Here is a 12,414-nt window from a genome sequence, read left to right as displayed (position 1 = left end):
AAAATGAAAAGCGTAAGCGCCTTGTACAGGGGCGACAAGGTTGTTCTGTAACCTTCCGACGGATTGACTTATGACCTCGAGCCCCTAGGCGCTGAAGCTAGACAACACGAAGAGTGAAACGATTCGTTGTTGACTTATCGTAGGGAGGAGTGGGATGGACACTAAGCGCTGAAAGCTGGAGCTAGACAGTAAAAAAGGAGGTTCTACCCTTGGCAATTGAACAAATAAAAATGCCGCAGTTAGGCGAGAGTGTTACAGAAGGAACAATCAGCAAGTGGCTCGTTTCTGTCGGTGATAAAGTGAATAAATATGATCCTCTTGCAGAGGTTATGACAGATAAAGTAAATGCAGAAGTGCCATCTTCCTTTGAGGGTGTGATTAAGGAATTAATCGCTGCTGAAGGTGATACCCTTGCTGTTGGCGAAGTCATCCTGACAATTGAAGTAGGCCGAAATGGAATTGAAGATCCCAATCCAGCAGAAGCCAAAGGAAGAGAGACAAAACAAGAAGAAGTTAAAGCAGGGGGAGAGGCACCAGAAGCAGAGCAAACAAACAAAACTCGTTATTCTCCGGCTGTTTTAAAGATTTCTCGGGAAAATAATATTGATTTGGCTCGGGTAAAAGGTACTGGAGCCGGTGGCCGGATTACTAGAAAAGACCTGTTGAGGCTACTCGAATCAGGAAATATACCAAAGGCTGGAGAAAACCAGGCTGTATCGCAGCCAACTGCTGCTGAAGTAGATGAACGCATGGAAGCACAAGCAGCTCAACCTGTTAGACCTGCCACTCCTGCACCAGTAATTGTGCCCGTTACACCTGGTGATATTGAAATCCCGGTGAATGGTGTACGAAAAGCCATCGCTGCCAATATGCTTCGCAGCAAGCACGAAGCTCCCCATGCCTGGATGATGATGGAAGTAGATGCTACAAGTCTGGTCGAGTATCGCAACAGTATCAAAGATGATTTTAAGAAAACAGAAGGCTTCAATTTAACTTTCTTTGCTTTCTTTGTCAAAGCAGTAGCTCAGGCACTAAAAGAATTCCCTCAAATTAATTCCATGTGGGCTGGTGATAAAATTATTCAGAAGAAGGAAATCAATCTGAATATAGCTGTAGCAACAGATGATGCACTGTTTGTACCTGTAATCCGGAATGCTGATGAAAAAACAATTAAAGGCATTGCCCGTGAAATTACTGAGCTTGCCGTTAAGGTAAGAAAAGGACAGCTTAAGTCTGAAGATATGCAGGGTGGAACCTTTACTGTCAATAACACTGGATCCTTTGGTTCTGTTCAATCTATGGGTATCATCAATTATCCGCAGGCAGCCATTCTCCAGGTGGAGTCAATTGTAAAACGCCCGGTTGTTATGAACAACGGAATGATTGCAGTTCGTGATATGGTTAATCTTTGTATGTCACTCGATCACCGTGTATTGGACGGTTTAATATGCGGAAGATTCCTGCAGCGAGTTAAAGAAATCCTTGAAAATACTTCGAAAGCAACAACTTCTATATATTAACTATTTAAGGGTGCTCCGAGATGGGGCATCTTTTTTTGCGTTTTAATTTTGGGAAGGTGTTAAACTCCCCTTGGGTTATTGATAAAAAGGGTGTTTCTTCTTAAGTGAGGGACACGCTGGTGCAGGTCCTTTCTGGATAAAAGTAGAAGTTTTGCTAAAAGAGGGTGATGTTTAGCAAAAGGGAGTAGAAGTTTGAAAGAAATAAGTAGAAATTTACGAAAAATAAGTAGAAGTTTCGTCAAGATAGAGAAGTCCGATGAGTCCGATGAATTAGTAGATAAAACCATAACTTATTAATAAGTTTCCAGACCATTCCGGAAAGCAGAAGGTTCATTCGGATTGCTAGAAAAGTAGGTCTGTAATAAAATGAAAGGGGAGTCAGAATTTTAGTACAATTAAAATGATTATCCGCTTTTTGCGGTAAGCAGACTTCACAGGAGGCAGATTGGATGGAATTAAAAGATATTATCCAGCAATCATTTCCGGAAAAAACGGAGGATGATTGGAGAAGTGAAGCGGAAAGAACCCTTAAGGGCAAATCCGTGGAATCTTTAAAAAGCAATACATATGAAAACATTATTTTGAAACCGCTTTATTCCTTGCCTTCTAAAAATCAAGGCTCAGATTACCCAGGTGGCCCAAATTACAGAAGAGGGATTAACCCTGCTCCTTCAAAATGGAAGGTGGCTCAAAGGTTGGAAATAGAGTCAGCCAATGAATTTGAGACTGCCCTTCAAGCTGCTTTTAAAAAAGGGCAAACTTCAATTTCCTTTAACCTGACACCAGAACTAGTAAAAGAAAAAGACCAGCTATTAAAATCCTTAGAAGAGGTTTACGAGGATTATCCTTTTGCTATCAATGCCGGGGATTTGCAGAAGGAATTTTTAGAAGTCCTAGCTTCTCTTGGGGATAAAGCTGCAGGGTATATTGGATTTGATCCCATATCCTCTTATTTAGAAGAGGGGGTAATCCCTGCGAATCTTGAGAATAATTTCAACTGCTGGATAAAATATCATGAAAAAATGCCGTATCTTCGAACAATTTTGGTGAACTCGACACCATATCACAATGGTGGTGCGAACGCGGTACAGGAGCTGGCTATTTCTATTGCAGAGGGTACGTTTTATTTACAGGAGCTGCTTGAACGGGGAATGAACCTTGAAGCTATTTTATCCAAAATGGTTTTTCAATTTTCTATTGGAGCTAATTTCTTTATGGAAATTGCAAAGCTCCGTGCGGCGCGTCTTCTTTGGGATAAGGCAGCAGAAGCATATGAGGCTCCTGCATATGCCAGGAAGATGCATATTTCTGCAGAAACCTCCTCGTTTACAAAAACGATCTATGATAAGCATGTAAATATTCTCCGGGCAGGAAATGAGGCATTTGCAGCAGCGATAGGAAATGTTCAATATCTTCATGTCAGTCCGTTCGATGAACTACATGGAACAACACCACTTTCAAATAGAGTAGCCAGAAATACTCAGCTAATTCTCCAGGAAGAGGCTCATTTGACTAAGGTTGCTGATCCTGCTGGAGGCTCATGGTATATTGAAGAACTTACAAACGAACTTGCCGAAAAGGCTTGGGCTCTATTTCTTGAAATAGATTCAAAGGGCGGAATAATAGAGTGTTTAAAATCAGGCTGGATTCAGCAGGAAATACAAGAAGTATTGGAAAAGAGAAAACAGGACGCTTTTACAAGAAAACAAAGCATTATCGGAACCAATGCATATGCCAATCTTTTGGAAACAGCGGCTAAAGGTAAAATGAAACTGGAACAGCCATCAGCTTTGCTGAATCCTGAAGTTATACAGCCAATAAAGCAGTTCCGTTTAGCGGAGCCATTCGAGGAACAGCGTGAGAGGTCTGAAAAACTGGCAAAGAATTCTGGAACAAGTCCTTCAATAGGTTTAATTTGTCTGGGAGAGTTAAAACAGCATAAACCCCGTGCTGATTTTATATCAGGGTTTGTATCAGCCGGCGGAATAAAAGCAGATAAAAGTGAACCGCTATTTACTCAAGAAGAGGCAAAAAAATTTGTCTCAACTTCAGGAACAAATCATTTTTGTTTCTGCGGTCAAAATGAGCAATACCAGGAGTCCGGATTTGAAATGCTTAAAGCTCTGAAAAAAGATTTTCCAGAAACGCATTTTTATCTGGCGGGGCTGCCGGAAAAAGAGGAACAGGAGAAATGGCTGGCGGCAGGAATAAATCAATTTATTCATATAAGAAGTAATTGCTTTCAAACCCTTTCTTCAATTCTGACAGAAAAGGAGGGAGGAAATTAAATGAAAAAGCCAGACTTTCGAAAAATATCACTCTTTGAAAACAAAAATTCTTTATCAAAGGAACAATGGAAGGAAAAAGTCAAAAAAGAGGTAAGTGAGTCTCTCGAGAATCTCTTGTTCGAAACAAATGAGCAAATTGCTCTTAAACCTTTATATACGAGTGAAGATATTGACGGAATGGAACATTTGAACTCAAAACCGGGAATCGCTCCGTATACAAGAGGGCCTTATTCAACGATGTATGTTAATCGTCCTTGGACTGTTAGGCAATATGCAGGCTTTTCAACTGCTGAAGAAAGCAATGCATTTTACCGCCGAAATCTAGCAATGGGCCAGAAAGGGCTATCAGTAGCATTTGACCTGGCAACACATAGAGGCTATGATTCAGACCATCCTCGTGTAGAAGGGGATGTAGGTAAAGCAGGGGTGGCAATTGATTCCATTCTAGATATGAAAATACTCTTTGATGGTATTCCGCTGGATCAAATGTCGGTTTCAATGACAATGAACGGGGCGGTCCTTCCTATACTGGCTTTCTTTATCGTTACTGCCGAAGAACAGGGTATCAGCCAGGAAAAACTATCAGGCACAATCCAAAATGATATTTTAAAAGAGTATATGGTGAGAAATACGTATATCTATCCACCGGAAATGTCGATGAAAATTATTGCGGATATTTTTGAATATACATCCAAATACATGCCAAAGTTTAATAGCATTAGCATTTCTGGATACCATATGCAGGAGGCGGGAGCCCCTGCGGATCTGGAACTGGCGTATACCTTAGCTGATGGCCTGGAATATGTAAGAACTGGGCTGAAGGCAGGAATCGGGATAGACTCTTTTGCTCCTAGGCTGTCATTTTTCTGGGCAGTTGGGATGAATTACTTTATGGAAGTAGCGAAAATGAGAGCAGCCAGATTTATCTGGGCGAAAATGATGAAATCCTATGAGCCGAAAAATCCTAAATCAATGGCCCTTAGGACACATTCACAAACCTCAGGGTGGAGTCTTACAGAACAAGATCCATTCAATAATGTAACAAGAACACTTATTGAAGCTCATGCCGCAGCTATGGGACATACCCAGTCCCTCCATACCAATGCACTGGATGAAGCTATTGCGCTGCCTACCGACTTTTCTGCAAGAATAGCAAGGAATACCCAGCTTTTCCTTCAGGAAGAAACAGGTATTACAAAGGTAATAGATCCTTGGGCTGGCTCTTATTATGTAGAAACTCTGACAAATGAGTTAATTGAGCGGGCTTGGAAGCATATTGAGGAGATAGAAAGCCTTGGTGGTATGGCGAAAGCAATTGAAACAGGTCTTCCTAAAATGAAAATTGAAGAGGCAGCAGCCAGGAGACAGGCGCAGATTGATTCAGGCAAGGAAACGATCATTGGGGTAAACCGCTACAGACTTGATAAAGAAGAACCGATTGATATTCTGGACATAGATAATACAGCTGTTCGCCGGAAACAAATAGAGAGACTTCAGCAGTTAAAAGATGGACGGGATGAAAACCAGGTACAGGAAGCCCTGGCTGCCTTAACGAGGGGGGCAGAAACAGGAGATCAAAATCTTCTGGAACTTGCTGTAAAGGCGGCAAGGGTGCGGGCAACACTCGGAGAAATTTCTGATGCGATTGAAATTGTAGCGAAGCGGCATAAAGCTGTCATACGCTCAATAAGCGGAGTATACAGTTCTGCATTTACTAATGAAGAGGAAATTGCAGAAGTAGTTAAGATGACAGAAGAGTTTTTGGAAAATGAGGGCAGGAGACCGCGTATCATGATTGCGAAAATGGGGCAGGATGGACATGACCGCGGTGCCAAAATTATTGCTACAGCTTTTGCCGATTTAGGCTTTGATGTGGATATCGGCCCGCTTTTCCAGACACCTGAAGAAACAGCTTTGCAGGCCGTAGAAAATGATGTCCATGTTATAGGAATAAGCTCGCTTGCAGCAGGGCATAAAACGCTTCTTCCTCAGCTGGTGTACGAACTGAAGAAGCTGGGCAGGGAAGATATTTTAGTGGTTGTTGGCGGGGTGATTCCTGCCCAGGATTACCCATTCCTATTGGAAAACGGGGCTTCCGCTATTTTCGGTCCTGGGACAGTTATTCCTGTTGCTGCCCAGAAGGTTATCGAAGAAATTTATAAACAGCTTGGTTATGAGGAAGTGGCTCAATAAATGACTGATGGCAAAAAGCCGGAATGGAGTGACCCCAGCAGGCCGGACGTTTTTTCAAGCCTAATTAAAAAAGGTACCGAACAGCCAAGCCAGAACCAGATAATTCATAAAGGTATGCGATTTCAAAAAAAACGAAACCAAGAGCCGCCAATAGAGGAAATATACGAAGGAGTTTTAAAGGGAGACAGGAAATATATCGCCAGGGCAATCACTCTAGTGGAGAGCAATGGTGAGCACCATTTCCAGGAAGCTCAGCGTCTTCTGCAAAAGCTCCTGCCCCAATCGGGGAAATCTGTTCGAATCGGAATTACAGGAGTCCCGGGTGCCGGAAAAAGTACTTTTATCGAGTCATTTGGCCTTTATCTCTGCAGTCTTGGCCTTCGGGTAGCAGTCCTCGCAATAGATCCCAGCTCGAGTATTAGCGGAGGAAGCATCCTTGGGGACAAAACACGAATGGAGATGCTTTCAAGAAATCCATCTGCGTTTATCAGACCATCTGCTTCTGGTGGGAAGCTTGGAGGAGTTCACAGAAAAACTCGCGAAGCAATGCTGATCTGTGAGGCAGCAGGTTTTGATGTCATTCTTGTGGAAACTGTTGGTGTAGGCCAAAGTGAGGTTATCATTCGGGGGATGGTGGATTTCTTTATGCTGCTAGTTCTGACAGGTGCAGGCGACGAGCTTCAGGGCATGAAAAAAGGAATTATGGAACTTGCTGATGCCATTATTGTCCATAAAGCAGATGGAGACAATAAATTACCCGCTGAAAAAACGAAGCATGAATACAATAAGATTCTGCATTTCCTTCATCCAGCAACAAAGGGTTGGGCTTCGAGGGCATACACATGTTCATCACTTGATAATACGGGTATAGATAAAATCTGGGAAGTAATCTGTGACTTTAAACATCTGGGGGAGAACTCGGGAACCTTTGAGGATAGAAGGAAAAAACAGTCAAGAGAATGGATATATTCGATGATAACGGATCAGCTGCAGTTCAGCTTTTTCCATCATCCAGAAATTAAAGCAATGCTTCCAAAAGTAGAGAATGAGGTAATTGCCGGAAACAGAACGGTAGCCGCTGCCGTGGATGCACTTTTTAAAATCTTTTTAAACAAATGAGGCCGGTGTATTCGCTTTATTGGGAATTTCGAGTTGTGCTCCTTCAACCTAACATTTTGGCTTTAAACAAAAAGACGGATAGTATCTTATGATACTATCCTCAATTTAGGGAGTTTAGGGGTATGGATCTAGCTGTAGTTTAATACTTCCCTCTTTTGGAAGTATTAAACTTTTTTCATAAATAAATTTCAGATATTTGAAATTAGGTAATTTCTCTTGGTATTATGTAGGTATACCTAAAAGAAAGATACAGCATAAGGAGTGAGCTTTATGAATATGGATTTTAATTTATTTATGAACGACGTTGTTCACCAGGCACGCCAGGAAATCGTTTCTGCAGGATATTCAGAACTTAAAACACCTGAAGAAGTTGAAGAAGTACTAGCTCAAAAAGGAACTACACTTGTAATGGTGAATTCGGTTTGCGGATGTGCAGGCGGAATTGCCCGTCCTGCTGCAGCGCATGCAGTTCATTATGACAAGCGTCCTGACCAGTTTGTAACTGTATTTGCCGGACAGGATAAAGAAGCTACTGAAAAGGCAAGAAGCTTCTTCACTGGCTATCCGCCATCCTCTCCTTCCTTTGCATTATTAAAAGATGGTGAGTTATGTATGATGGTGGAAAGGCACCAAATTGAAGGCCATGATCCTATGTCTGTTGTATTAAAATTGCAAGAAGGCTTCGAAAAATATTGTGAAGAACTATAATTAGAAAAGAGAAGGGCTGCCCCTGATGCTGTGTTGGCAAAGGGTGCAGCCCTTTTTTCATTATTACCATAATAGGAATATATTATAATAGTAAAATTAATTTTTAAAAACTTATTTGCATAAATATAAAATTGTGTTAAAATCCATTAAAGTGAATATTTATTAACGCAAGGTTATTGCTTGATAAAAACAATTCACTTCGGATAAAATAAATTTAATTATGTAATAGTATTAATCTTCAGATAATTATAGGGGGAAAGTATATGAAAAAGAGTTTTTTATTATTTTTAACAACTATCCTGCTTGTTGGGATTTTGGCAGCATGCGGTACATCCGATAAAAAGGATGGTGCAGCCGGGGACAAAAAGGATAATAAAGTATTGATTATGGGTACATCTGCAGACTATAAGCCATTCGAATATATCGAGACTGGCAAAGATGATGAAATTAAAGGTTTTGACGTTGACCTAGCAAAAGCTCTTGCTGGCAAGCTTGGTTATAAGGTTGAAGTTAAAGACATTGATTTCAGCGGACTTATTCAGGCGTTGAAATCCAAGCAGGTTGATTTTGTACTTGCAGGTATGACTCCTACTGAAAAAAGAAAGAAAAACGTTGATTTTAGTGACATTTATTATAAGACAAACCAAATGCTCGTTACTAAAAAAGGCAGCGGTATAGAGAAGCTTGAGGACCTGAAAGGAAAAACTGTCGGCGTACAGCTTGGCTCAATTCAGGAAACAAAAGCAAAGGATATTAATAAAACTGTTGCAATTAAAATTGAAAACCGTAACCGTATCCCGGATCTGATCCAGGAAATGAAAGCCGGCCGTTTTGATGCAGCAATAATTGAAGAAATCGTAGCAAAAGGGTATATGAAAAAGGAAACCGAACTAACTGGTTTCAAATTGGATGAGGGTCCAGAAGAACAGGGATCTGCAATTGCTTTCCCTAAAGACAGTGACCTGACAGAGAAATTTAATAAAGAACTTAAGAAAATGCAAGAAAACGGTGAGCTGGACAAGCTTGTTGTAAAATGGTTTGGCGGGGAACAATAACAATATCGGCTATATTAGTTGAGAAAAATGAAATGGACGTTCAGAGGGCATTGGCTTTCTGAACGTTTTTAGCTGAACAAAATTTATTTGCAAAAATCTGAAAAATAATAGAAGCTGAGGCTTTACCATTGCCAAGCTTTTCTTTAAGTATTGGCTAGTTAATATGGAGGGGTGGATCACTCGAATGAATCTGGACTTTGGACAATTTATACCCTCAATCCCCTATATATTGAAGGGTATCAAGGTAACACTGCAAATTGTTATTTTAGCAGGGATTTTAGGTTTTGCGCTTGGTATTATTTTATCTTTTTTCAAAATTAGTACGGTTAAAGTGTTGGGCTGGCTGGCAGATGCCTACACTTCTGTATTTAGAGGTACGCCGCTCGTGCTTCAATTGATGCTTATTTACTATGGTTCACCACAAATTTTCGGCTACCAAATTGAACCGTATACAGCTGCCATTTTATCCTTCGCGATGAATTCAGCTGCATATATATCCGAGATTATCCGTGCCGGTATTTTAGCAGTGGATAAAGGACAAAAGGAAGCGGCTATGGCACTTGGAGTGCCCTATGGAAAAATGATGTGGGATATCATCATGCCGCAGGCTTTAAAAAATATCTTGCCTGCCTTGATGAATGAATTTATTACATTAACAAAAGAATCAGCAATCGTTACTACCATTGGAGTAACAGATGTTATGCGCCGTTCTTACCAGGCTGGGGCAGATAATTTTTCATTCTTTGAACCATTAATTATTGCCGGCTTGATTTACTACATCATGGTTATGGTTCTGACGATTCTTGGCAAAGCCCTTGAAAGGAGAATGAGACGCAGTGATTAAAGTGGATGATTTGCATAAGAATTTTGGCAAGCTTGAGGTCTTAAAAGGAATTACAACCTCAATTAAAGAAGGGGAAGTTGTAGCAATCATTGGTCCTTCGGGGTCAGGGAAATCAACCTTTCTTCGCTGTTTAAATCTCCTGGAAATACCGACAAGCGGCCAAATTTGGATTAGTGATTATAAAGTAACCGATAAAAAAACAAATATAATGAAAATACGGCAGAATGTCGGGATGGTTTTTCAGCATTTTCATTTGTTTCCTCACAAAACCGTAATGGAAAATCTGACGTATGCACCTATTAAAGTAAAAGGTTTATCAAAGCAAGAAGCAGAAAAAATAGGTATGGACCTGCTGGACAGAGTAGGCTTATCAGATAAAGCGAAAGAGTATCCAACCCGTTTATCAGGCGGCCAGAAACAGCGTGTGGCAATTGCAAGGGCACTCGCAATGCAGCCAAGTGTCATGCTCTTTGACGAGCCAACTTCTGCTCTTGACCCTGAAATGGTAAAAGAGGTTCTGGACGTTATGAAATCATTGGCTCATACCGGAATGACCATGGCTATCGTAACTCATGAAATGGGATTTGCCCGTGAGGTGGCAGACAGAGTATTATTCCTTGATGGAGGCCAGCTTGTGGAAGATGCACCACCTATAGAGTTTTTTGAAAATCCAAAAAGCCAGCGTGCTCAGGACTTCCTTCAGAAAATGCTGTGATTAGGAACTCTTTTAAAGAGGAACGGAAACAACAAATAGTGGTTAGACTCAGCAACTGGACATTAACAATAATTCAAGGTTATAATTTTTTCACAGAAAAAGGTGATCTTCGGGTCATCTTTTTCTTTTATAAAGAGATTATAAGATGGGGGCAGGAGATGAATGAGTGAAATTTAGAATTGGTTACCGGACATTAAAAACGGCTGCGGGGACAGCCATTTCAATAATCATTGCCCAAAAACTTGGCCTTCATAATTTCGTTTCGGCAGGAATTCTTACAATTTTATGCATACAGGTTACGAAAATGCGTTCATTTAGGACGGCATGGGACCGGTTTCTAGCCTGTATGCTTGCTATGCCTTTTTCAGCTATTTTTTTTGAAGGGGCTGCCTACCATCCTGTTATGATAGGGGTCTTGCTCCTTTTTTTCATCCCTACCATTGTTTTGTTAAAAGCAAAAGATGGTGTTGTGACCAGCAGCGTTATTATACTTCATATCTATTCTGCCGGACATGTGACGGCTGGTTTATTCCTAAACGAATTTGGGGTTATCGTGACAGGGATAGGCGTTGCTTTAATCATGAATTTGTATATGCCGAGTGTTGAAAAAAGGATGGATGAACTTAGGAGAAAGGCAGAGGATAACTTTCAAAAAATATTATCCGAAATGGCTCTATTTCTTCGAAATGGGGAAAGCGATTGGGATGGACGTGAGATTACTGAAACAGCCCAAATACTTGAAGAGGGTAAAATTACATCATCCCGCCATAATGAAAACCAGCTATTAACCAATGAAAATATCTATTATCAATATTTCAAAATGCGGGAAAAACAGTTTGAAATCATGGAAAGGCTCCTTCCTTTAGTAACCTCTCTGGACCTTCAGGTAGAACAGGGAAAGATGATAGCAGAATTTTTAGAGGAACTTTCGGAGAATGTACATCCCGGAAATACGGCAGTCTTATATATTGAAAAACTTATGAGGATGAAGGCTGAATTTGAGGAAATGGAGCTTCCAAAAACAAGGGAAGAATTTGAAACAAGAGCAGCCCTTTTTCAGTTAATAAATGAAATGAAAGATTATCTTATTATAAAAAGTTCTTTTAAAGGATTAAAAAACAGCAGGAAAGTGTATGAAAAGAGGAAGACAGAAGCACACTAACGGGAAAAAGCAGGTGACAGAGATGCTGATTCTGAAAATGCTTTCCCCAATTCTACTTTCTATTTTTCTTTCTCCCCTTTGGCCGCTTGGCCCTAATCCTGTTCCAGGCGATCCTTTCTTAATTGTTAATAAAAAAACCAATGAAATGGCTTTTGTAGAAAATAATCGGGTTCAAACAGTTGTTAGTGTAGGTACGGGCAAGACGAAGAAACTGACACCTGAAGGGCTGTTTACCGTTACAGTAAAAGCAAAAGATCCATATTACCGAAAGAAGAATATACCAGGTGGCAGTCCTGCAAATCCACTCGGAGCACGGTGGATTGGTTTTGATGCTAAAGGAACGGATGGCCGTTCATATGGAATCCATGGAACCAACCAGCCTGTATCTATCGGAAAATATGTTTCAAAGGGCTGCATAAGGACGCAGAATGAAGTCATCAAGTCGCTCTATCCATTAATCCCTCTTGGGACTAAGGTACTTGTGCTTTCATCAAAGAAATCTTTTCATACACTTGCAAAAGAATATAACGCCATTCAATAAAAGGGACTGTCCATTGCCGGACAGTCCCTTGTTTGGCTTTAATTATAGGATTTTTCTATGGTAATGTAGCCATCGTGTAAAGTCACAACTTGAGGCGTTTTATTATTAAAAGAACTGTGCAATCCCTAGCAGGAGGGTGGAAGCAAGCATGGCAAATAGCATTAGATACACAACAATTTTTCTGGATTTCCGATTTCTCAATGAACTCTCCTCCTTGTGAAAGCGAAATATTTATTCCTATTGTAACTTGAATTTCCCTTGCGGACAAT

The 12,414-nt window shown here is 40.6% G+C and carries 11 protein-coding genes; 10 read left to right on the top strand and 1 reads right to left on the bottom strand.

The window, feature by feature from the left end; genetic code table 11:
* Nucleotides 1-209: 209 nt before the first annotated feature.
* The 10 genes from G8761_RS16485 (at nucleotide 210) to G8761_RS16440 (ending at nucleotide 12,145) form a co-directional block, all read left to right on the top strand.
* Nucleotides 210-1,520 (top strand): dihydrolipoamide acetyltransferase family protein, encoded by a 1,311-nt coding sequence (locus G8761_RS16485; protein WP_166028615.1) that lies wholly within the window; start codon nucleotides 210-212, stop codon nucleotides 1,518-1,520.
* A 449-nt stretch (nucleotides 1,521-1,969) separates the two neighbouring features.
* Entirely contained in the window at nucleotides 1,970-3,808 is a 1,839-nt protein-coding gene (locus G8761_RS16480) for a methylmalonyl-CoA mutase subunit beta (protein WP_166028613.1), read from the top strand.
* On the top strand, nucleotides 3,809-6,001 hold the full coding sequence (gene scpA / locus G8761_RS16475; RefSeq protein ID WP_166028611.1) for a methylmalonyl-CoA mutase: 2,193 nt from the start codon (nucleotides 3,809-3,811) through the stop codon (nucleotides 5,999-6,001).
* Nucleotides 6,002-7,120: a methylmalonyl Co-A mutase-associated GTPase MeaB gene (gene meaB / locus G8761_RS16470; protein WP_166028609.1), complete on the top strand. Its 1,119-nt coding sequence runs from the start codon at nucleotides 6,002-6,004 to the stop codon at nucleotides 7,118-7,120.
* A 270-nt stretch (nucleotides 7,121-7,390) separates the two neighbouring features.
* Nucleotides 7,391-7,828: a BrxA/BrxB family bacilliredoxin gene (locus G8761_RS16465; protein ID WP_166028607.1), complete on the top strand. Its 438-nt coding sequence runs from the start codon at nucleotides 7,391-7,393 to the stop codon at nucleotides 7,826-7,828.
* A gap of 263 nt (nucleotides 7,829-8,091) precedes the next feature.
* Nucleotides 8,092-8,883 carry a transporter substrate-binding domain-containing protein gene (locus G8761_RS16460; protein ID WP_166028605.1) on the top strand — a complete coding sequence of 264 codons (792 nt, stop codon included), beginning with the start codon at nucleotides 8,092-8,094 and terminating at the stop codon, nucleotides 8,881-8,883.
* Between the two features lie 184 nt (nucleotides 8,884-9,067).
* Nucleotides 9,068-9,727 (top strand): amino acid ABC transporter permease, encoded by a 660-nt coding sequence (locus tag G8761_RS16455; RefSeq protein ID WP_166028603.1) that lies wholly within the window; start codon nucleotides 9,068-9,070, stop codon nucleotides 9,725-9,727.
* A complete protein-coding gene (locus tag G8761_RS16450; RefSeq protein WP_166028601.1) occupies nucleotides 9,720-10,442 on the top strand; it encodes an ATP-binding cassette domain-containing protein in 723 nt (240 codons plus the stop codon). Before G8761_RS16455 ends, G8761_RS16450 begins: the two co-directional genes overlap by 8 nt.
* A gap of 166 nt (nucleotides 10,443-10,608) precedes the next feature.
* Entirely contained in the window at nucleotides 10,609-11,604 is a 996-nt protein-coding gene (locus G8761_RS16445; protein WP_166028599.1) for an aromatic acid exporter family protein, read from the top strand.
* Between the two features lie 22 nt (nucleotides 11,605-11,626).
* Nucleotides 11,627-12,145 carry a L,D-transpeptidase gene (locus tag G8761_RS16440; protein WP_166028740.1) on the top strand — a complete coding sequence of 173 codons (519 nt, stop codon included), beginning with the start codon at nucleotides 11,627-11,629 and terminating at the stop codon, nucleotides 12,143-12,145.
* A 105-nt stretch (nucleotides 12,146-12,250) separates the two neighbouring features.
* Here G8761_RS16440 and prli42 read toward each other — a convergent pair whose 3' ends face one another.
* Nucleotides 12,251-12,346, bottom strand: coding sequence for a stressosome-associated protein Prli42 (prli42, locus tag G8761_RS16435; protein ID WP_155900201.1), 96 nt, complete (start codon nucleotides 12,344-12,346; stop codon nucleotides 12,251-12,253).
* Nucleotides 12,347-12,414 lie beyond the last annotated feature (68 nt).

Origin of the sequence: Neobacillus terrae, assembly GCF_011393025.1 — a bacterium.
GTDB classification, from domain to species: Bacteria; Bacillota; Bacilli; order Bacillales; family Cytobacillaceae; genus Neobacillus_A; species Neobacillus_A terrae.
This window is presented reverse-complemented; position numbering and strand designations above follow the sequence as displayed.